At 55.8% G+C, this 20573-nt stretch carries 17 protein-coding genes; 7 read left to right on the forward strand and 10 right to left on the reverse strand.

What is annotated here, in order from left to right; genetic code table 11:
• Nucleotides 1-66: 66 nt before the first annotated feature.
• Complete coding sequence (locus tag A3224_RS12190) at nucleotides 67-1047, forward strand: class I SAM-dependent methyltransferase (protein WP_175487779.1); 981 nt, start codon at nucleotides 67-69, stop codon at nucleotides 1045-1047.
• A gap of 853 nt (nucleotides 1048-1900) precedes the next feature.
• A complete protein-coding gene (locus A3224_RS12195) occupies nucleotides 1901-4579 on the forward strand; it encodes a TonB-dependent receptor plug domain-containing protein (RefSeq protein ID WP_067155027.1) in 2679 nt (892 codons plus the stop codon).
• Between the two features lie 70 nt (nucleotides 4580-4649).
• On the opposite strand, the gene A3224_RS12200 is transcribed toward A3224_RS12195, so the two are convergent.
• Nucleotides 4650-5786 carry a tetratricopeptide repeat protein gene (locus A3224_RS12200; protein WP_067155030.1) on the reverse strand — a complete coding sequence of 379 codons (1137 nt, stop codon included), beginning with the start codon at nucleotides 5784-5786 and terminating at the stop codon, nucleotides 4650-4652.
• Nucleotides 5787-6122: 336 nt separating this feature from the next.
• Between A3224_RS12200 and A3224_RS12205 the strand changes: the two genes are divergently transcribed.
• Both A3224_RS12205 and A3224_RS12210 read left to right on the forward strand, forming a co-directional pair.
• Nucleotides 6123-7907 (forward strand): peptide MFS transporter, encoded by a 1785-nt coding sequence (locus A3224_RS12205; protein WP_067155033.1) that lies wholly within the window; start codon nucleotides 6123-6125, stop codon nucleotides 7905-7907.
• An 849-nt stretch (nucleotides 7908-8756) separates the two neighbouring features.
• Nucleotides 8757-9446 (forward strand): LexA family protein, encoded by a 690-nt coding sequence (locus A3224_RS12210; RefSeq protein WP_082817516.1) that lies wholly within the window; start codon nucleotides 8757-8759, stop codon nucleotides 9444-9446.
• Nucleotides 9447-9835: 389 nt separating this feature from the next.
• Here A3224_RS12210 and A3224_RS12215 read toward each other — a convergent pair whose 3' ends face one another.
• From A3224_RS12215 to fabV, 8 genes are all read right to left on the reverse strand, one after another.
• A complete protein-coding gene (locus A3224_RS12215) occupies nucleotides 9836-10663 on the reverse strand; it encodes a sulfite exporter TauE/SafE family protein (RefSeq protein ID WP_067155039.1) in 828 nt (275 codons plus the stop codon).
• An 85-nt stretch (nucleotides 10664-10748) separates the two neighbouring features.
• Nucleotides 10749-11519: an MBL fold metallo-hydrolase gene (locus tag A3224_RS12220; protein WP_067155042.1), complete on the reverse strand. Its 771-nt coding sequence runs from the start codon at nucleotides 11517-11519 to the stop codon at nucleotides 10749-10751.
• Nucleotides 11519-12694 carry an outer membrane protein assembly factor BamC gene (gene bamC, locus A3224_RS12225; RefSeq protein ID WP_067155046.1) on the reverse strand — a complete coding sequence of 392 codons (1176 nt, stop codon included), beginning with the start codon at nucleotides 12692-12694 and terminating at the stop codon, nucleotides 11519-11521. The genes A3224_RS12220 and bamC overlap by 1 nt, the downstream gene beginning before the upstream one ends.
• A gap of 34 nt (nucleotides 12695-12728) precedes the next feature.
• The gene (gene dapA, locus A3224_RS12230; RefSeq protein WP_067155049.1) at nucleotides 12729-13604 is read right to left on the reverse strand and encodes a 4-hydroxy-tetrahydrodipicolinate synthase; all 876 of its coding nucleotides are present in this window, start codon (nucleotides 13602-13604) and stop codon (nucleotides 12729-12731) included.
• A 184-nt stretch (nucleotides 13605-13788) separates the two neighbouring features.
• Nucleotides 13789-14754 (reverse strand): LpxL/LpxP family Kdo(2)-lipid IV(A) lauroyl/palmitoleoyl acyltransferase, encoded by a 966-nt coding sequence (gene lpxL / locus A3224_RS12235; protein ID WP_067155052.1) that lies wholly within the window; start codon nucleotides 14752-14754, stop codon nucleotides 13789-13791.
• A 160-nt stretch (nucleotides 14755-14914) separates the two neighbouring features.
• The gene (locus tag A3224_RS12240; RefSeq protein ID WP_067155055.1) at nucleotides 14915-15148 is read right to left on the reverse strand and encodes a DUF2789 domain-containing protein; all 234 of its coding nucleotides are present in this window, start codon (nucleotides 15146-15148) and stop codon (nucleotides 14915-14917) included.
• A gap of 80 nt (nucleotides 15149-15228) precedes the next feature.
• A complete protein-coding gene (locus tag A3224_RS12245; protein WP_067155058.1) occupies nucleotides 15229-16272 on the reverse strand; it encodes an NADP(H)-dependent aldo-keto reductase in 1044 nt (347 codons plus the stop codon).
• A 169-nt stretch (nucleotides 16273-16441) separates the two neighbouring features.
• A complete protein-coding gene (gene fabV / locus A3224_RS12250; protein WP_067155061.1) occupies nucleotides 16442-17620 on the reverse strand; it encodes an enoyl-ACP reductase FabV in 1179 nt (392 codons plus the stop codon).
• A gap of 350 nt (nucleotides 17621-17970) precedes the next feature.
• On the opposite strand from fabV, the gene A3224_RS12255 reads away from it, so the two are divergent.
• The 3 genes from A3224_RS12255 to A3224_RS12265 all read left to right on the forward strand — a co-directional run bounded on the left by A3224_RS12255 (nucleotide 17971) and on the right by A3224_RS12265 (nucleotide 19813).
• A complete protein-coding gene (locus tag A3224_RS12255; protein ID WP_067155064.1) occupies nucleotides 17971-18399 on the forward strand; it encodes an acyl-CoA thioesterase in 429 nt (142 codons plus the stop codon).
• A gap of 119 nt (nucleotides 18400-18518) precedes the next feature.
• Nucleotides 18519-19091, forward strand: a complete 573-nt coding sequence (miaE, locus tag A3224_RS12260; protein WP_067155067.1) for a tRNA-(ms[2]io[6]A)-hydroxylase — start codon at nucleotides 18519-18521, stop codon at nucleotides 19089-19091.
• 11 nt (nucleotides 19092-19102) lie between these two features.
• Nucleotides 19103-19813: a DUF2238 domain-containing protein gene (locus tag A3224_RS12265; RefSeq protein WP_067155070.1), complete on the forward strand. Its 711-nt coding sequence runs from the start codon at nucleotides 19103-19105 to the stop codon at nucleotides 19811-19813.
• Between the two features lie 262 nt (nucleotides 19814-20075).
• Here A3224_RS12265 and A3224_RS12270 read toward each other — a convergent pair whose 3' ends face one another.
• The gene (locus A3224_RS12270; protein ID WP_067155073.1) at nucleotides 20076-20549 is read right to left on the reverse strand and encodes an Lrp/AsnC family transcriptional regulator; all 474 of its coding nucleotides are present in this window, start codon (nucleotides 20547-20549) and stop codon (nucleotides 20076-20078) included.
• Between the last annotated feature and the right edge of the window lie 24 nt (nucleotides 20550-20573).

Genomic DNA, 20573 nt, shown 5'->3' on the forward strand with positions numbered 1-20573 from the left:
TCAAACTAGGTTGATTATTCAACTTTTACTTGGCACGATAAGGCCTCCTATATGGAGGCCTTTTCTATGAATTCCAACACCTCATGGTCTCAATTTTGGCAGCAAGGTTTCCCGACTTCATTCGCCAAAGAGCTCCCTAATAGCTATAAGGGCGCTATAGAAGAATTTTGGAGAGAAACAGCAAAATCACTAGATGACAATTCTAGGGTACTAGATATAGCTTCAGGTAATGGCGCCATAGCAATTATCATCGCTGATGAAGCAAGAAAACAAGAAAAACAAGTAGATGTGCACGCAGCAGATCTAGCCAGCATATCGCCCCAAAAGACAAATAAAAACCCAAAATTAACCCAAATATTATCAGAAATAACCTTTCATCCTAATGTTGAAATAGAACAACTACCGTTCAAAAAAAATAGCTTTGAACTAATCTCATCACAATTCGGATTTGAATACTCAAATATAGAGAAATCGATTACATCAATTTCCTCATCCCTGAAAAAGGGTGGGCATTTTAAAGCTATTTGCCACTTTTCAGAGTCTGAAACGCACCTTAAATGTAAAGAAGATCTCGAAGCATATAAATTTGCTGAATATCAATTACACATTACTACCCTTGTAAAATCTACACTCAAAGAAATCGGATCCATAACATCCATAGCAGAACTTGAACTCAAACTAAATCAAAAAAGCGCTCTCAACAAACTCAAAATTCTAATTGAGAGCACCAATAAACTTTTAGAAAAATTTCCACAATCATCCCCTGCAGAATTTATCAGCAAATCCATAAATTACTTCTTTGCAAACAGTCTTGTGTCTGGAATGGATCAGAAAAACCACTTTGCGATAACGTTTGCAAAAGAGTTAATATGTGCAATGCAGCGAACTGAAGATCAGCTGAAGGCCACCCTAACAAAAGGATCAGTGCAGAAAATTGAATCTTTATTTATGAGAAATAAATTAAAAAAAATATCTAGCAGACCTTTCCTTGAAAACGAAAACCTTATTGGCTGGCTTTTTGACTTCAAAAAATGCGATTCGAATTAGGAACTGCTCACACTAAGGAAACTCTGATTAATTGTAAGCGGTAATTCTTCCACAGCTTAACACCACACCTCCCCAATCCCCCATCATCCCGCCTTCAATCCCGTAAAACGTAGGATCAGTAATGCCAAATCACCGAAAAGCAAAAAATACTGGCTGGATCACTACAAAACCGCAAAATCCTATGGCAAGCCTTTTGGCACCTATGCACGCGAGCACCAACAGGGCGCCAAGCGCTTCCGCAGCTGGGATGTCTGCTGCGCACGCGAGGCCTGATTCCGGGAGTGATGTCTACGCTTTATCCGTATTGAGTCTGTCGGGACGGCTGTTACGACTACACCTGCGAAATTATGCGGCCCAACGGCCCCCTGCGGATTCCGGCGGCCAGCCACGCATTGCTGTCTGCCCCTAGCTCTGAAGGCGACATTGCGATCCGGCCCTCAAAGCACTACTCCAGAGCTTATCTCTACTGAGACCAGGTGGACATACGCAAACCGTCAACGGCTTAGCGGCTGATCTCGAGCAGGAGATAAATCCCGCTCCCTTACCTACCGAACAATTTCCGATCTAGTCGACTCAATCACATATCTCACATTTTGCCAAGTTATCCCAAAAAAAATTAAAAAATAGCAAAATAATTTCATAAAAAACCTTTTTATTAAGATATAAAAACCCACCAAAGATCAAAAAATCTACATAAAGTCCACTTCTTAAACAGATCTCAAACTGAGCATAATTTTCGTATTGTCACAATAGTTCCATAATTTTATTTAATACATTAAAGTCAGCTCGCGCATGAATTGCTATAAGCAAATAATCCAATGATAAGTACCTTGAGTACGTAAAAGGATGCACTATGATCAAAACTAAATTGAGCGTAGCTATCGCAGCTCTCGGCACCATTGCCAGCTCTGGTGTTGTGGGCCAGGACTTTATGCCCGGGCCGGATGTTGAAGAGGTGATTGTCACAGGCTCTCGCATTGCCCGGGACCCTCTGTCCACTACAGGACCTATCACTATTGTTGACTCCGAGGCAATTCAACGCTCCGGCGTGGGCACCATCGATGAACTGCTTCTTCAACTGCCTTCCATGGGTAACGCGGGTATTAACGCCAACGACAACAATGGCGGTAACGGCCTGGCGTTCGTAGACCTGCGCAACCTGGGTTCCGCACGTACTTTGGTTCTGGTCAACGGCCGACGCTTTGTGTCTTCCAGCTCAGGCGTCAGCTCCGCTGTGGATATGAACAATATCCCTGTCGACATGATTGACCGTATCGAAGTACTCACCGATGGCGCCTCTGCAGTTTACGGCTCCGACGCTGTTGCCGGCGTTATCAATGTCGTAATGAAGGATTCCTTCGACGGCGTGAAGATCAGTGCTCGCGGCGGCGCAACAGAAGAGGGCGGTGGTGAAAACGGCGAGCTGTCTATTACTTTCGGCAATGAAGGCGAGCGCGGCAGCTTTGTGGGCAATATCAGCCACAGCGTTCGGGATGAAATTACTTACAATGATCGCGACTGGGCACACCTCACCAGTTCCTATACTCCCAACGGCAACATCAGCACTGCCTACGGAGACTTTACAGTCGGTGAAGATCTCACCCTGACTGAAGGCGCAACTAGCCATGATATTGGCCAGTACATGTGGCTTGCGGGTGCTATGGAGCGCACCAGCCTTACTTTGTCAGGCAATTACTCTATCACCGATGCCTTAGAGATCTATGGCGAAGCAGCCTATACCAACAAAACTACGAACCAACAGCTGGCGGCACAACCATTATATGCTGGCATCGGCTTCACCCTCGATCCGGCACAGCACCTCCAGCCGGAAATCCAATCCCAACTGCAGCAAGCCTGGCAAGACGCATATGATGCCTGGGTCGCCGCAGGTTCTAATATGGATGACGAAGTCAACCCTTACCCCGGAGCAAGCTGGACTGAAGGCTTCAGCAGCCTGAATATCCGCCCAGTGGCGGGCGGCAACCGTGAATATGAACAGGAAACCGATACCTATCGTTTTCTAGGCGGCCTGCGCGGGGACCTGGCAAACGGCTGGAGCTGGGACAGCTTCGTAAGCTACAGCAAAAACGAAGGTGAAAACGTCGTCACCAACTACTATAGCAAGTCCAAGCTAGAGCAAATCCTGGATGGTTCAGCGGGAATCGACCCGGTATTCGCCGGCGGTTGGAGTGACGAAGTTATTAATTACATGCGCTACGACGATCGCGAAGACAACGAGTATGAGCTGTTGAACGCAGCCCTCTCCTTGACTGGCGATATCGAAGCTATCCAGTTCCAGGGTGGTGCGCTCGGATTTGCCACAGGTATCGAGTACCGGGAAGAGTCCGGTGAGTTTAACCCCAGCGTTGAAACCCAGGCCGGCACTACCTTCGGCAACCCGCAGGACGCAACAGAGGGCGAGTACTCCGCCACTGAACTGTTTGCCGAATTCAATCTGCCGATTTTGTCTAGTGTCAAATACGCAGAAGAACTGAGCGTAGACTTAGCCGTACGTTACTCCGATTTCGACACCTTCGGCGGTGAGACCACCGGTAAGGTCGGCTTTGTTTACGCGCCAGTGGAAGATCTGCGTTTCCGCGCCAGTGCTTCCACCTCTTTCCGCGCCCCAGGTATCTACGAACTCTTTAGCGGCGTCGCACAGAGCCAGGAGTATTTGATCGACCCCTGTGACACCAGCGCTAAAAACACGAAAGGGCAGGGCGAATTCTGTAGAAATGCCGCCGTTATCGGTAGCGACTTGACCGTTGCCCCTGGTTTCACTCAAGACAGTAGCCAAGTTCCCACGAATATTGGCGGCAACGATGAACTGGAACCTGAAGAGGCCGAGTCTTATACCTTTGGTATCGTATGGACTCCGGCCTTCATCGAAGACCTGTCCATTACCTTGGACTACTACGATATCCAGGTTGAAAACGCGATCACGTCTCCAGACCTTCAACTCATTCTGGACGAGTGTTTCCGCTCGGGTATCACCAGTGCCTGTAGCGCCATTACCCGCGGTGCCGGCGGCCAGATCATCGCCCTGGAAGGCGCCAAGATGAATATTGGTGAAATCAACACCCGCGGCATCGATCTGGATATTATCAACAACCTGCACTACGATGCTGGCCAGCTGGCTCTGCGCCTGCAGGCTTCACGCTTGCTCGAGTACGATGAGTACAACGAGCAAAGTGGACAGACCAGCGATTGGGTTGGCTACGTCGGCACAAACAGTGGGTTGTACGTCAAGTGGCGGGGCCTCGCCAGCGCTACTTGGTATGGTTCCGACTGGAGTCTGGGCCTCGAAGCGCAATACCTGGGCAAAGGTGAAAGCTCCTACCGCCCGATCCCCTCTCACACATACCTGAACCTCCGGGCGGGTTGGGATCTGAACGATGCAGTGAGCCTCACCGCGGGCGTGGACAATCTGACGGATCGCGAGCCGGCCACAACTACAAGCACTTCCTACTGGAACAGTGCCTACGACTTCATGGGCCGCTACGCCTGGGCTGGTATCAGCTACCAGTTCTAACGTAAGAAGTCACTAATAAGCAGGGGCGCCTCAGCGCCCCTGCTTTTTCATATATAAGCATTAGCAATTTTCACTGCTGTACACGCCTCAGATAATCCAGCTTCCGCGCATATGCGTTGACGGTTGCCGGGTTATTTGCCAGAGAAAAAGCCTCCCTGAAGCTCTCTTTTGACGCTTCAAGTGCACCCAGCCGGTAGTTCGTCAACCCCAGCAAAAAATGAAACCGGTGGTCGTCTTCGTACTGCCACAAGGCGCGACGCAGCTGTTGCTTGGCCCGACGGTACTCTCCATGTTCGTAGGCATTTCTCGCCTGATAGAAAAGGTAATAGGGATTGTGTTCACGGTGGTAGCGAGCGCGCTGGGCATAATAGTCAGCCAGTTCCTTGCGGCCGTTGTGGCGGTATAGGCGCTCTAGGTTGCTGATGGCAACCAGGTTGTTCGGGCGCAACGCCAGCGCTTGGCGGTAGCTCTGTTCCGCTTCATCATAATAACCATAACGACTGTATAGAGCCCCCAGGTTGGACCACAAGCTGCTGTCCTCCGGGCGCAGCTGCAGTGCCTTGCGCAAATAGCGGAAGGCCTCTTCGCGCTCATTCCGCTTCATCAATTCTATGCCGCGGTTGCTGTAAAACTGAGCAAAGGCATCGGTATCCGACAGCTTGCGCTGGTCGTAGAGAGGGTCGTAGGCATCCAAATTGAAATCCACCACCCTTCGGCCGCGGGCACTCTCCGAAACCATATTGATATGGCGGTATACGACGAACGTCTGTGCCTCATCGTGGCTCCACACTGGCGGCACATCCACCTGATTGAAGTAGGCTTCTGCTCCCAGCTCCCGCGCCATGGCCACCATCATAAGCGTGAAAGCCAGGCAGTTGCCGCGCTGCTGACGATAGGTCTCTGTAGCACTGAGCGTACTGTCCGCATCGTATTCCACGCGAAATTCACGAGATTCGAAGGCTTGGATCAGTGCGAGGAGCCGCTGCCGCGGACTGGCACCGGGCGCTATGGTGGCCAGGTATTCGCGTATCTCAGGGGCCAGCGTCAATAGGTCATGCTCGGGCAATTGTGCGATGTCCACAGGCTCACCGAGAATCGCTGTGCCACTCAGAGCCGCGCGGGTGTCGATTGGGTCATGCTGACGGCTGGGAGCGGCAGCGCAAGCGGCCAGAAGTAGTACCAACGCCAACAAAGACAGGGCTTTCATGATTATTCTCCCCTGCTGCTTACTTTATAAGCACTTTTTTACCGCGATCACTGTGCCCTGTAAACCGTATCCGTCGCCGAGCGCGCCGGGATCAATTACAACGTGCATACGAAAGCATCCCGCAAATAAGCGACGTCCGCAGACCGAGGGAGGAAATATACGAGCAGAGCCATCTCCTCTCGGTACCCGAGTTAAGCAAGCAGTCACCCCCGCCCCTATCCCTGTTTCACCTGTAACCATTCGCACGTTTAGCGACCAACTGTTACACTCGCTAGCTTTGTGGTGAAAACTCTGCTCCAGAGGTTCATATAACAATTACAGACAGAGGGTCTGCTAATGTCTTCTAATGTCGCGGACGCCACTACGGCGCCCACTACTGCCGGTTCGGGCGAACTGCTCGGCCACCCCAAAGGGCTCTATATCTGCTTTGCCACTGAACTGTGGGAGCGCTTCTCCTTCTACGGCATGAAGTACCTGCTCCTCCTCTACCTCACCAAATACCACCTGTTCACAGACAGTGCCGGTTACGATGTACTCGGTGCCTACGCTGGGCTGGTCTACGCCCTGCCGCTAATCGGCGGCCTATTGGCAGACCGCTACCTGGGCATGCGCAAAGCGGTGCTTTTCGGCGGCATACTGCTGTGCCTTGGCCACTTACTGATGGCTTTTGAGGGGAATGAAGCGGTCTCTTACGCAGCCGGTACCGTACTCAGCGAGGCCATTACCTTGAATGACGGTACAGTCATCGCCGCTGGCACCACGCTCGCCGAGGATGTGATCATTCAGGATGTCGTGGCGCTGAAAGTGTTCTTTATGGCTTTGGCGCTAATCACCGTAGGCGTGGGTTTCCTGAAGCCGAATATCTCCACCATCGTCGGTCAGCTTTATGCGAAAAATGACCCACGCCGCGATGCGGGTTTCACCATTTTCTATATGGGCATTAATATCGGCTCCTTTGTCGCTACTCTGCTGTGTGGTTGGCTGGGCGAGACTTACGGCTGGGGATACGGCTTTGGGCTCGCGGGTATCGGCATGCTTTTCGGGCTGATTACTTTTATCTGGGGCCAGAAATATCTGAATGGCCTGGCGGAGCCGAGCCGTCCGGAAGTGCTGAAACAAAAAGCCCTGGGGCCGATCAACAAGGAGTGGGCCGTCTACCTGGGCGGTATTGCCTCCCTGGCACTGGTATGGTTCCTGGTGCAGAGTGAGCCGGTGGTTCACTTGGCGCAAAACAGCCTGCTGATTGTCGCGATCGTTGGCCTGATCCTGTACTCCATGCTGTACAACGACAGCAAGGGTAAAGACATGCTCGCCATCGGCCTCGCGGTACTCACGGCGGCGCTGGGACTGGTATGGGCGTTTACCGATGTCGACATCTGGCTGGGCGCCATGCTGCTGGGGCTGGTGGCCTTTATCGTCTACGGTTTCAGGCGCCACTACAGCGAAGAATTTTCCCGCACTGTGGTGCTAATGGTGCTGATTACTTCCACTATCGTCTTCTGGGCGCTGTTTGAACAATCTGCCGGCTCCATGACCCTTTATGCAGACAGGGTCCTGGACCGCTCTGTGGGCAATAGCGAAATCCGCGCATCCATGTTCGGTTCTCTCAACGCGGGCTTTATCATGCTGCTGGCGATTCCCTTCGCCACTTTGTGGGTATGGCTGGGCAAGCGCGGCTGGGAGCCCAGCACACCGGTCAAATTCGGCCTAGGTATTATCCAGGCGGGCCTGGGCTTCGGCGCTCTGGTTCTCGGTGCGGCCTTCCCCACCGAGGCGGGCAAAGTCGCCATGATCTGGCTGGTGCTGGCCTATCTACTGCACACTACCGGGGAACTTTGTCTGTCACCGGTGGGCCTGTCCGCGGTGACCAAACTGTCAATCGGCAAGGTGGTCAGCGTGAGCATGGGCACCTGGTTCCTGGCCACCGCCCTGTCGGAAACCGTGGCCACCCGGATCGGCAAAATGGCGGCTCTCGACCAGGATGGCACCGGCGACCTGGCCTCTACTCTGGCCACCTACACCAATCTGTATGAGTATCTGATGTGGTGGGGACTTGGGGTCGGCGCGCTGATGATCCTCCTGTCACCGCTGCTGAAAAAAGGCATGTGCGGTATCCGCTGATTACAGCGAATACATAACGCAAAGGCCGCTGTGAAAACAGCGGCCTTTTTGTTTAGGGCTCAACAGGGGCGCCATTCCCAGGCCGTTCCCGGCCGCGGACAGCACCCTTCGCTCTCACCTCTGCCAAATGGTGACCTGTTTCCCAGGCCTAAGGAACCTCTGATTAATTCGCTTCCTGACGGTAAAAATTCTTTGGAGCTAGATGAGAAGCTCAGGTGATAGGATGGCCATTTCGAAACCGTCGGATACAGGGATGTATCCGTTGGAGCTACAGGGAAGTACTCGTGCGTTTTCGAAATGGCCCTCCTATTGCCTGAGCGCCACGGAACTAACCAAAGCGTTCACGCGAATTAATCAGAGGTTCCCTAAAAAAAGTGAGGCGCCCATACTGGCGCGCCATCATTAATCACCCTGTGAGAAGATATGTGTCTAATGCACGCGCTTGTACCGCTTATCTAGCACCCGCATTGTGTATTCATGGATAGGCCCGGACGATCCCAACTCGCCCTACTAGAATTGATAAATGACTCTTCCGGCATAGCCCCTGTTGCCAAAACCTTCTCAGACTCCGCGTCCCGCTTTCCACCCACACTGCCCAGACCCGCCCTTGCCTGGAAGGATTTCGCGCACGCTGGTATTCCAAAACATGCCTACGCGGTTTTACGAACCACTATCAGACGGCTGCAAAGTGGGTCTCTTGCGACTTTACAAAGGAGGTGCGAGCTCCATACGACTATCCAAGGGTTCTTTTTTAATGATGTTTCGCGAAAAACCCCATGCAGAGAGTTTAGCAATCTAAACCTCCTTAAATCAAGCATTGTTTACCCCAAAGAGTTTAGATTCCTAAACATGAAAACGATTGGTGAGCGCCTGAGACTGGCGAGAAAAGAGGCGAAGCTGACCCAGCAGCAACTAGCCCAACATATGGGGGTGACAAAGTCTGCGATTAGCCAAGTCGAACTAGGCATATCAAAAGGACTTTCGCATGCCAGTCTGGTCCGCGCTTGCCGGGCTCTTGACTTGAACCCTGAATGGCTCAGCCTCGGCAAAGGGAATATGCGTCCATTCAAGCCCTCGGCACATCACACCTGGCAAGTAATGGAAGGTTTCAATAACCGCCTGGAATCCAGCCCTCGCATCTCCACTTCAGTGCCGCTGATCAACTGGGTCCAAGCGGGAGAATGGGAAGAGATCGCCGATACCTTCCAGCTAGGCGATGCCGAGAAATGGCGTGACACTACCGCCCGTGTGGGCCCGCACGCATTCGCGTTGTGTGTCCAGGGCGACTCGATGACCTCACTGACGGGCCTGTCTATCCCTGAAGGCTCAGTGGTAATTGTGGACCCGGACGCTTCCTATAGTAACGGCTCCATCGTTGTCGCCAAGTTGGCCGATGCCGTGGAAGCCACGCTCAAGAAGCTGATCATCGACGGCCCTAACAAATACTTAAAATCCTTGAATCCCGCCTATACCCCAATTCCTATTAGCGATAACTGCCGTATTATCGGTGTGGCTAAAAAAGTGGAAATTGATCTCTAGCGCTACCCTTTGCAGACACTTGAATCAAACTAAGGGACCTCTGATTAATTCGCGTGGACACTTTGGTAGCTTCCGGGGCGCTCAGGCAATAGGACGTACATTTCGAAAACGCACGAGTACATCCCTGTAGCTCCGACGGATACATCCCTGTATCCGACGGTTTCGAAATGTACGTCCTATCACCTGAGCTTCACATCCGCCCCCGAAGCGCCTCTGCCACCAGAAAGTGACTTAATCAGAGGTTCCCTAACGATATAGGGTGCTGAAGACGGGTCCGAAGTCGATGATGGAAAACGAGCAATAGAAGGCCTCATCGGCGCAACCCACCCCAATGGCAAGTCCATCCCTGACCGCGGGCACACCTCTTTCCATCGCCATCGACGACAAGATCAATGTCCGAGTACCAAGCCCGCATTCAACCAAATAAACCGAGCCCCAATCACACACAAGAGCCCCGCGAAGCAGTTCTTCAACAGTTGCGGCGACATCCTGTGCGCCAGATTAGCGCCAATGCGGGCAAAGGGAGTGCTGGCAACGACTATGCCGAAAAAAGCGGGCCAGTAGATATAGCCACTGCTCCAGGCCGGCAGTTGCGGCTCTCCCCAGCCCTGTACGGCAAAGCTGATGGCACCGGCCACAGCAATGGGTAATCCACAGGCGGCGGAAGTGGCTACAGCGCGTTGCATCTGCACACGGCAGCGGGTCAGGAACGGCACGGTCAGGGAGCCGCCGCCAATACCAAATATTGCGGACGCCCAGCCGATCACGCCACCGACACCGGCCAGAAATGGGCCTCCCGGCAGTTTTTCACCATCTGCCAACAGCGTCGCGGGGCGCCGCCCAGCGCGCCACATTCTGACGGCAATCACCAGCGCGAAAATGCCGATCAGCAGCTGAAGCCAAGCCCCTGGAAGCAAGTGAGCAGTCACCCCGCCCAACCAAGAGCCAAGGAGAATACCCGGGGTCATGGATAGAAAGACACGCCAGTCCACCGCGCCTTTGAGGTGATGGGTTCGAATGGAGCTGAGGGAGGTGATAACAATGGTGGCCAGTGAAGTCGCCACCGCCATATGAGTGAGAATTTCAGCAGGGATTCCCAGGGCGGTATAGACGAGCACCAGTGCCGGCACGATGATCAAACCGCCGCCGACGCCGAAAAGCCCGGCAATAGTACCGGCAACGGCGCCAACGATCAGGTAGATCAATAGAGTTTCCATTGTGGGCTCCTTTCTGTTGCCCAGACCGGGCTCCCGGTAATAAAGCGCAGCGGATGGGCATTAAAGGGGGTGGCCACGCCGCCGGTCAGTCCGGTTCTACCTGCAGCCAGTCAAATCCCCTTTGCTGGCAAGCAAAGAGACAGTTGGCAACGCTATCGGCAGCCTCGGCCAAGGCTTCTCGGGCCAGCTCCAAGGTGTTGTTCTTTTCACTGATATGTGCCACCACCAGATGCTGCAGCTGCTCAGCGCCGACGCGCTCAAGAAATCCGGCGGCCTGTTGGTTGCTCAGGTGGCCATAGGCGCCGCCCACACGCCGCTTCAGAGATGGAGGATAGGGACCTTGAGCCAACATCCGGGGATCGTGATTGGCTTCCAGCACCAGGGCATCACAGGCGCCAAAGTGCGATTCGACGTGAGGTGTCACAGTGCCGAGGTCCGTCAACAGCCCGAGACTGCTGCCGCGGCAGCGGAAGACAAACTGCGCCGCCTCGCGGGCATCGTGGGGAACGGCCACGGGAGTGACCTGGATATCTGCCACGGCAAACGGCTGGTGGCCCTCAATCAAATGTACTTCGGGCAACACCCCGATATCGCGGGCGCGCAGGGTTCCTGGGGTCAAATAGACGGGTAACTTATACTTGCGCGCCAGCGGCGCCACACCGGACAGATGATCGCTGTGCTCGTGGGTCACCAGTATTGCGGACAGGTCCGCGGGAGAAACCCCGAGCCGCGCCATGCGCCGCTCGGTTTCCTTGATGGTAAAGCCGCAGTCCACCAGCAGACAGTGGCCGCCACTGGCGACCAGGGTGCCGTTGCCCTTGCTGCCGCTTCCCAGTGAAGCGAAACGCAGGCTCATTAAATCAGGTTCTGGCGGATGGCCATCAGCAGCTGTGCCGCCTTGGCGCGGGACAGCTGCTGCCCCCGGGTATTGCGGACCCGGACCTCTATCTGTTCATTAGCGCCCCGCAGCACGACAAGATACCCGGGGTACTCGGCAGCCGGCGCGCCACCGAGGCCTTCAATTCCCTCGAACAGTGCGGGTTCGGCATCGCTGTTCGGATCGATATTGGCCAGCACCTGCTGCAGGCTCACCTGTTCTGCGGCTTCAGCCTGTTTGTCCTCGCCCTTGCTGCCCCAGGAAAACCAGCCGCCTTCATCCTCATCGGACAATTCGCGGTCCTCGTCGTAGGTAACGTAGAAGATACCGACGGCGGCGTCCTCCTGGTGCAAGCGGTAGGCGCCGGAGCTGAGGGCGTGGGCCACAGTCGCCCAGGCGCGGTCCATGGCCAGGTTCATGGAAATATAGGGTTCGCGCCCGGCGGGCTCCTGGAGCTGAACCTTGACGGTGGTGCCACCGATGGCCTGGGCCACCAGGGAAGCGGCCGCACCGGTGGACTCAGTCGCCAGCGCGGTAGACATTTCATCGATCATCCAACCTTCGCGCTCGGGACTGGTGGAGCGCTCAGGCCAGTTGACACTGCCTCCAACCGGAGCATCGGCAGGCACCGACAGGTGGCGTACATGAACCTCGGTGGTATCCGGCTGTACCCCGGACTCCACCTGCAAACGGTACTTGTCCTTGGTATCTGGACTGTTCTCGAACTGCAGCCAGGCCGTCTCCAGAATACCGGCACTGGCATCGGACACTTCAAGTTGCAGGCCGGATGAGCGCAGGAAATAGTGCAATTGTGGCCAGACCTCGGCAGGTGGCAGCGAGACCAGTACCCAGCGCCGGTTACCGAGTTTCTGTATCTTGACCCGGTCCAGGCCGACATTGGATGACAGGGGTTGCGGACGCGGCACCTCGAATTCACCCTGCAGGGGCTCGGCACTGGCGATGTGTGGTATCTCGTACAGCTCTTCCTGGTGTTTGGCTGTGACCCCCTCGGGCAGTTGGAGCGGCGGCAGGCTGGCGGCGCGCTGATAGTCGTCACTGCGGTCGCGGAAATACCCTTCGCTGCCGAACAGGCCACAGCCAGTCAGTGCGAAACCGGCGATACAGAGAACGGCTCCGGCGGTCAATCTTGTCATTATCTGTTTCCTAACTGATTTTGTGTGTCGCGGGCTAGAGAACACCCGCGCTGCGCAGCGCCTCGCGCACTGTCGCGTGGTGCTCCGGGGAGAGGCTGGTAAGCGGCAGGCGGATACCGCCATCGATTCGTCCCATTTCCCGCAGCGCCCATTTCACGGGTATCGGGTTGGACTCCAAAAACAGCACTTCGTGCAGTATGCGGATACGCTGATCGATGGCGCGGGCCGTATCGGCGTCGCCAGCCATTGCCGCCTCGCACATCTGCGCCACCGCCGCCGGTGCAACATTGGCGGTAACACTGATATTGCCGTGGCCGCCCATCAACATCAGCTCCATCGCGGTCGCATCGTCCCCCGAATAGACGGCAAATTCCTTCGGCAGTGTATCCAGTAGCTCGCGGGCCCGCTCGAGGTCACCGGTCGCCTCCTTGACGCCGACGATATTGGCAATCGGCGCCAGGCGCCTGACCGTGTCCGGCAGCAGATCCACTGCGGTGCGTCCGGGCACGTTGTAGAGAATTTGCGGTATGGATACCGCCTTGGCGATGGCTTTGTAGTGTTGGAAAAGCCCCTCCTGCGTGGGCTTGTTGTAGTAGGGGGTGACCAGCAGGCACGCATCGGCACCGCACTTGGCGGCCGCCTCCGTGAGTTCAATGGCTTCGGATGTAGAGTTGGCGCCGGTGCCGGCAATTACCGGGATGCGTCCCGCCACCTGATCCACCACGCGCCGGATCACCTCTATGTGCTCGCCCACATCGAGGGTCGCGGATTCTCCCGTGGTACCCACGGCAACCAGGGCTCGGGTGCCCTGTTCAATATGCCATTCCACCAGGTTGTGCAGGCTGTCCCAGTCCAGGCTGCCGTCTGCATACATTGGGGTAGCCAACGCCACCATACTGCCGGAAAACATCCTAACTCCTTATTTCACATCCCCATCCCCTAGGGAGATGGCTGCCCAAAAATGACACCGGTATGTTACTGAGGGCGCCCCGTGGATACCAGCCCTCGCCACCCGGCCACTAGCGCCCTTCAATTGGCTCGAGCGGGGCAATTCGCGCCCCGCGATCAGCGTCGCCGATGGGGTAAAGCCCCTGTCAGCGGCGATTCTTTCTGCGCTTTTTTTTCTTCTTGCGGACACCCTCATAAACATTCGGCTCGCCCTCCGGGCGGGTTTTGAAGCGCCGGTGCACCCACATGTACTGCGCCGGGTTCTCCCGGATACGCGCCTCGACAAACTGATTGACCAGAATTGCATCCTTCAGTTCGTCGCCGGAGGGGATTTCCTCGATCGGCGGGTAGATTTTGACCCGGTACCCGCAGCCGTCATCGACCCGTGTGGTCGTATAGGGCACCACCAGGGCGCGGCCGACACGGGCAAAGCGCGAAGTCCCCGTCACCGTTGCTGCGGGAATCCCGAACAGCGGTGCGAAAACGCCTTGTTTAATACCGTAATCCTGATCCGGCGCGTACCATACCGCGCGACCGCGTTTGAGCGCGCGCAGCATGCCGCGTACATCCTTGCGCTGATAGACCTCGGAATCCTCTCCGTGGCGCTCGCGCCCCTTGCGCTGCATATAATCGTAGACCGGGTTCTTGTGCGGTCGGTACATACCGTCCACTTTATGGCACATGGCCATAAACGCAGCTCCCAATTCCAGCGTGGTGAAATGCATCGCCATCAGCACCACTCCCTGGCCGCGGGACTGGGGCTCGCGCAGATATTCCAATCCCTCGATAGTGAAACGCTTGCGCAGCCACCTGGATGAGCGGAACCAGGCCATACCGGTTTCCATCAGGGCAATACCATTGGACTCGAAGTTGCGCCGCAACAAGTCCGCCCGCTCAGCGGCGGACAATTCGGGCAAACAGAGCACCAGGTTGCGTTCGGCGATAGTGCGGCGTGCGGGGGCAAGGCGCAGCATCAGCCGCCCCAGCACCCGCCCCAGCCCGAGTTGCCAGCGGTAGGGTAACTGGGCGACGAGGAACCAGAAGCCGAACAATAGCCAAGTGGGCCAGTAGCGCGGATACAGCAACGCCGCGCGGAATCGGGGTTTTTCCATCGGAACGATTATTCTGGAGCGCGGCTGTCCGCCGCAGGTCGAAAGCGGCGCATTATAGCGGCAGGGGGCTTGTTATGGATAGGCGGGCAGAGCAGCGCTACCCCCGGATCTGAGGCAAGCTTGAGCCGGGGCGACTCAACGAGTAGGTATCAACAGCCGTTCAGCGGCGCAAGCGGGTGTCCAGTTCGTCCACCGCCTCACACCAATCGGCATCAGCAAGTATCGCCTCCTTCAGGAAGCGTCGCTGCTCTTCCGACCAGAAATGTGCATCGGAAAGCTGCTCCTGGTCGCGCAACCGGTGGCGCTCCAGGAAAGCCTCAATGGCAGCGTCCTCGGAGTCCATGCCCAATTGAGCGAAAAGATCCTTTAGATTGTGATAGCCAGTGGTTTCCATATTCACTCCCTGTAATTGATCGGGCCGCCTTGGGCGGCAATAAATATCATTACAGCCATACCCTCCACCTGTCACCGCTGTCAGGGCGCGGGGTTGGGGTTCATCGCATAGACGGACTCGATCGCCATCAGCAGATCATCACTCAGCCGCACGTCAATACTGGCGATGTTGTTTTTCAGCTGCTCCATAGTGGTGGCGCCGATAATATTGGATGTGACAAAAGGCTGCTGATTAACGAAAGCCAGAGCCATCTGGGCCGGGTCCAGACCGTGTTGCCGCGCTATCTTGACATATGTTTCGGTAGCCTGCAGCGCGCGCTCGTTGGTATAGCGCTGGAAGCGCGGAAATAGCGTCAAACGCGCGTCCTCGGGCCAACGTCGGCCCAGGTATTTACCGGAGAGGACACCAAACGCCAAGGGTGAGTAGGCGAGCAGGCCGCACTGCTCGCGTATTGCCATTTCCGCGCAGCCGATTTCAAAAATGCGGTTGAGCAGATTATACGGGTTCTGTATGGAGGCAATGCGCGGCTTGCCATCATGTGCAGCAAGCCACAGGTAGTGGTGTATCCCCCAGGGCGTCTCATTGGAGATACCGATATGGCGCACCTTGCCCGCCTTGATCAGCGCTTCCAAGGCATCCAGGGTTTCGGCAATGGCGATGCCATAGTCACAACTGTGCTCGTAACTGCGGCGGCCGAAAATATTTGTGCGGCGCTCGGGCCAGTGTATCTGGTAGAGGTCGATGTAATCGGTGCGCAGGCGCTTTAGGGAGCCGTCACAAGCTTCGAGGACCTGTTCCCGGCTGAGACGCGGACCGCCCCGGATATGGTTTACACCGGAATTGATTTCGCCCCGCCCGGCCACTTTTGTGGCCAGTATGACTTTGTCGCGGTTACCCCGCGCCGCCAGCCAGTTCCCGATGTATTCCTCTGTGCGCCCCTGGGTCTCCGGACGCGGAGGCACCGGGTACATCTCGGCGCAGTCTATAAAGTTGACCCCTTGATCCAGGGCGTAATCCAGTTGCTCAAATGCCTCGGCCTCGGTGTTCTGCTCACCATAGGTCATGGTGCCCAGGCAAATCTGACTGACTTTGAGGTCGGTTTGGCCCAGCCGGCGGTACTTCATGGAAGGCTCCTGCATATCAAAGGATAGATAATGCGGCCCTCTCCCTGAACCGCATGCAAGCTGGCAGGCTCCTGGAAAGTATACTCATTGAGCGGGCCCGCCCGCAGCTTCACCCCGCGGCCTGTAACCGCGGGGCCTGCGCGCCGGGCCTCGGGACTTACCGGCTCAATTACTGGAAATCCGCCTCGACGATCGGGCTGATATCCGCGTCGTAATCAATACCGTCGATACCGAAACCAAAGAGTTTCAGGAAGTCTTCCTGGTAGCCCTTGAAGTCAGTCAGCTCGAACAGGTTTTCCGCCGTCACCTCCGGCCACAGCCTCTCGATCTCAGCCTGGGTTTCCGGGCGCAACTCCCTGTCGTCCATGCGGTATCGGTTTGCCTCATCCAGGCGCGGGCTGTCGGTGTAGAGGCCTTCTGTATAGAGGCGGTACAGCTGCTCAATACAGCCCTCGTGGGTTCCCTCTTCCTTCATCACCTTGTATACCAGAGAGATATACAGGGGCATTACGGGGATTGCGGAGCTGGATTGGGTCACCAGCGCCTTCAATACGGCCACATGGGCATCGGCAACACCGCTCGCGGTAATGGCGCCGGCGGCGCGGTCCAGATCTTCCTTTGCTTTGCCGATAGTGGCGTGACCGTAAATGGGCCAGGTAAGCTTTTCGCCAATATAGGTGTAGGCGACGGTCTTGCAGCCATCCGCCAGCACCCCGGCCTCGCTGAGAGCGTTCATCCACAACTCCCAGTCCTCGCCCCCCATGACCTTAACCGTTGCCTCGGTTTCTTCCTCACTGGCGGGCTCCAAGGTGATATCGGAGATTTCCAGCTTGTCGGTATTGAGGTTCTTGGCCGTGTAGGGCTTGCCGATCGGCTTGAGCACAGAGCTGTAGAGCTCGCCGGTTTTCGGGTCCTTGCGGCGGGGTGAAGCCAGACTGTAAATCACCAGATCCACCTGGCCCATATCGGCCTTGATCATCTCTATAGCCTGAGCCTTGACCTCATCGGAGAAGGCGTCGCCATTGATACTCTTGGCGTAGAGGCCCGCCTTGTGTGCCTCTTGCTCGAAAGCGGCGGCATTGTAGTAGCCCGCGGATGCCGTGCGCTTTTCCGTCGGCGGTTTTTCGAAGAAAACCCCTAGCGTCTTGGCCCCGCAGCCGAAAGCCGCGGTGATGCGGGAGGCCAGGCCGTAACCGGTGGAGGCACCCACCACCAGCACATTCTTGGGGCCACCGGAGATGGCCGGTTGAGATTGAATATACTCGATCTGCTCGCGCACATTGGCGGCACAGCCCTGCGGATGGGCGTTGGTACAGATAAATCCGCGTACTTTCGGCTGAATGATCATGCCTTTCTGTTCCCCCTCTGATCTGGGAATCGTGGTTGTTCGGTCACACTGGCCGCTCATTCTAATGGCATCGCGCGTTGAGTCCCATAGCCGAGCACCCGGGTGGCCCTCGGCGCTGTCCAGAATCTCCATTTCCTCGGCCAGATCCTCCGCCCCGCCCTATTCGGGGGCGCGGTTTGGCCAGTGCGGTCTCCCGGTACAGCACGGAAGGAGCGATGGGCGCCAAATTGGCACTGCCGGGCCACTCCGTCTTGGCACGCTGTATGCAGATTGGATGTATGCAAATTGTAAGTTGAGGCCGCTTGGACAAGCGGCGTAATCCGGAACCAATGGCAACAGCGAGGTTCGCAATGAAATACTACTCACGTCACTTCGTAAAACCCGGTGATCTCAACCCGGCACAAAGACTGTTTGGCGGGCAGTTACTGGCGTGGATAGATGAGGAGGCAGCCATCTTCGCCGGATGCCAGATGGGCACCCCCATAGTAGTTACCAAACTGATGTCGGAAATTGACTTTGTCAGCTCCGCCTTCTGTGGTGACGTGGTGGAATTTGGCTTCGAAGTGGTGGATATAGGCCGCACCTCTCTGACCATACGCTGCGAGGTGCGCAACAAACAGACCCGCGCCCTGATACTGCAAGTGGAACGCATCGTTTTCGTAGCCCTGGACGCAGAGGGAAACCCCACCCCACACAAGAAGGCGGGAATGACACTAGAAGAGGCACACCAGGCAACACAGCGCGAACTGGAACTGCGGGAACAGCGGATGGCCAGTTGAGCGCCCACTGAATTCCCCGCACAAGCGCTCCTGTTGCTTCGGGGCGCTCGGATAATAATGTCTTGGGCTTCATTGCGGCGGCGGTATAATCATCTCTCTATAAGCAACCGCCGCCAACCATGTTTCAACTCAGGTTCACAACGCCCACCACCTGGACAGAGCCGGTACTGGCCGACTTCGACCGCTTTTTACAGGATCACGCCGCCGCCGAGAAAAAAGCCTCGGGCATGGCGGTATCCATGTTCTCCCACTACCCGGATAAGCCGCTGCTGGTGGAGTCGATGGTCAATCTTGCCCTGGAGGAAATGAACCACTTCCGCCAGGTGATCAAGATCATGCACGAGCGCGGCATATACCAGGCGCCGGACGAAAAAGATCCCTATATCAACAACCTGCGCAAACTCATCCGGCGCGGCCCCGAACATTACCTGCTGGACCGGCTCTTGACCGGCGGTATTATCGAAGCCCGGGGATGTGAACGCTTCGGTCTGGTCGCGGATGCCCTCCCCTCGGGCCAATTGAAAACTTTCTACCGCACCATTACAGAGAGTGAGGCCCGTCATCACGAATTGTTTGTAGAACTGGCGCTGCAGTATTTCCCGCGCAGCGAGGTTGATTCACGGCTCGACCAACTGCTCGACGCCGAGGCGGAAATCACCGCCGCTCTGCCACACCGCGCCGCACTGCACTAAGAGAGATGGCCATGACAAAACCCCGCTATAACGGCTACCACCTGTTTCTTTTGGGTTTGTTCGCGCTCACTTGGTGCTGGGCCGCCTGGGAGCCTTTACACCCGGACGACTGGCTGCTGGAAAATTATCTGGTCTTTATTTTTGTTCCGATAATTCTGATTAGCGCCCGCGCCTTCCGCCTGTCCAAGGTCTCCTACACCCTGATCACGCTGTTTATGTGCCTGCACGTCATCGGCTCCCACTACACCTATGCCGAAGTGCCCTTTGGCGAGACACTGCGGGCCTGGAGCGGCGCGGAACGCAATATGTACGACCGCCTGGTGCATTTCTGCTTCGGGCTTCTACTCGCCTATCCGGTGCGGGAAGTACTGATCCGCCTCGCCGGGTTGCGGGGCTTCTGGGCCTATTTCTTCCCGGTGGATGTCACCTTTGCGCTGTCCTCCATCTACGAAATTATTGAGTGGCTGGCCGCCGATACTGTGTCGCCAGAATTGGGCCTGGCTTTTCTCGGCTCCCAGGGGGATATCTGGGACGCGCAGAAAGATATGTTATTGGCGGGAATGGGAGCGATTATCGCCATGCTGATCGTATTGGCACTGAATCTCTGGCTAAACTCCCGGGCCTGGAGCGAAATACGTAACAGTCTGCGGATACCCGGATCCGACCGCATACTGGGCGAGGCGGTACTGGCCCAATGGTTACGTAACAAGCGCGATCACTGACAAGTAATGGATTCCAAAGCCGCACTAGCGCACATAAAAGAAGCCCCTAAGGAACCTCTGATTAATTCACTTCCTGACGTATAAACTCTTTGGAGCCAGATGAGAAGCTCAGGAGATAGGCTGGCCATTTCGAAACCGTCGGATACAAGGATGTATCCGTCGGAGCTACAGAGAAGTACTCGTGCATTTTCGAAATGGCCAGCTTATTGCCTGAGTGCCCCGGAACCTACCATAGTGTTCACGCGAATTAATCAGAGGTTCCCTAAGCGATATAGTTCAGCGGCAAGCGGGTGGTCTGCTTCATGGTTTCCATCACAAAGCTGGAACTCACATCAAATAAATCCGCCTTGATCAATTCTTTATAAAGGCGGTCGTAACCGGGCATGTCTGTCACCACCGCTTTAATCAGATAATCTACATCGCCACTCATACGGTGCACTTCCAATATTTCCGCAATACCCTGCACCACCTCATTGAACTGCGCCGCCCACTGATCGTTGTGCCGATTGGTGCGGATTACGATATAGACCGTCAACGGCAGGTTCACTTTGTCCTGGTTCAGCAACGTCACCCGCTCGCGGATCACCCCCTCCTCTTCCAGCCTGTGGATGCGCCGCCAGCAGGCGGATTTGGAAATCCCCACCCGCTCGGCAATATCGCCGACAGATAGCGTCGCGTTCCGCTGCAGCAAATCCAGAATCTGCCGATCGCAGCTGGTCAATTTATGCCCCGCCATAGCCCATTTCCACTTAAGGTTCAC

It is taken from the genome of Microbulbifer thermotolerans, from assembly GCF_001617625.1.
Lineage (GTDB): Bacteria > Pseudomonadota > Gammaproteobacteria > Pseudomonadales > Cellvibrionaceae > Microbulbifer > Microbulbifer thermotolerans.

What these genes read in the sequence shown, in the direction of transcription:
- A3224_RS12270 (WP_067155073.1), bottom strand. Translation starts at nt 20,549, where the DNA reads ATGGCGGGGCATAAATTGACCAGCTGCGATCGGCAGATTCTGGATTTG.
- lpxL (WP_067155052.1), bottom strand. Translation starts at nt 14,754, where the DNA reads ATGGAAAAACCCCGATTCCGCGCGGCGTTGCTGTATCCGCGCTACTGG.
- A3224_RS12200 (WP_067155030.1), bottom strand. Translation starts at nt 5,786, where the DNA reads ATGAAAGCCCTGTCTTTGTTGGCGTTGGTACTACTTCTGGCCGCTTGC.
- A3224_RS12195 (WP_067155027.1), top strand. Translation starts at nt 1,901, where the DNA reads ATGATCAAAACTAAATTGAGCGTAGCTATCGCAGCTCTCGGCACCATT.
- bamC (WP_067155046.1), bottom strand. Translation starts at nt 12,694, where the DNA reads ATGACAAGATTGACCGCCGGAGCCGTTCTCTGTATCGCCGGTTTCGCA.
- A3224_RS12210 (WP_082817516.1), top strand. Translation starts at nt 8,757, where the DNA reads ATGAAAACGATTGGTGAGCGCCTGAGACTGGCGAGAAAAGAGGCGAAG.
- A3224_RS12245 (WP_067155058.1), bottom strand. Translation starts at nt 16,272, where the DNA reads ATGAAGTACCGCCGGCTGGGCCAAACCGACCTCAAAGTCAGTCAGATT.
- fabV (WP_067155061.1), bottom strand. Translation starts at nt 17,620, where the DNA reads ATGATCATTCAGCCGAAAGTACGCGGATTTATCTGTACCAACGCCCAT.
- miaE (WP_067155067.1), top strand. Translation starts at nt 18,519, where the DNA reads ATGTTTCAACTCAGGTTCACAACGCCCACCACCTGGACAGAGCCGGTA.
- A3224_RS12220 (WP_067155042.1), bottom strand. Translation starts at nt 11,519, where the DNA reads ATGAGCCTGCGTTTCGCTTCACTGGGAAGCGGCAGCAAGGGCAACGGC.
- dapA (WP_067155049.1), bottom strand. Translation starts at nt 13,604, where the DNA reads ATGTTTTCCGGCAGTATGGTGGCGTTGGCTACCCCAATGTATGCAGAC.
- A3224_RS12190 (WP_175487779.1), top strand. Translation starts at nt 67, where the DNA reads ATGAATTCCAACACCTCATGGTCTCAATTTTGGCAGCAAGGTTTCCCG.
- A3224_RS12215 (WP_067155039.1), bottom strand. Translation starts at nt 10,663, where the DNA reads ATGGAAACTCTATTGATCTACCTGATCGTTGGCGCCGTTGCCGGTACT.
- A3224_RS12205 (WP_067155033.1), top strand. Translation starts at nt 6,123, where the DNA reads ATGTCTTCTAATGTCGCGGACGCCACTACGGCGCCCACTACTGCCGGT.
- A3224_RS12265 (WP_067155070.1), top strand. Translation starts at nt 19,103, where the DNA reads ATGACAAAACCCCGCTATAACGGCTACCACCTGTTTCTTTTGGGTTTG.
- A3224_RS12240 (WP_067155055.1), bottom strand. Translation starts at nt 15,148, where the DNA reads ATGGAAACCACTGGCTATCACAATCTAAAGGATCTTTTCGCTCAATTG.
- A3224_RS12255 (WP_067155064.1), top strand. Translation starts at nt 17,971, where the DNA reads ATGAAATACTACTCACGTCACTTCGTAAAACCCGGTGATCTCAACCCG.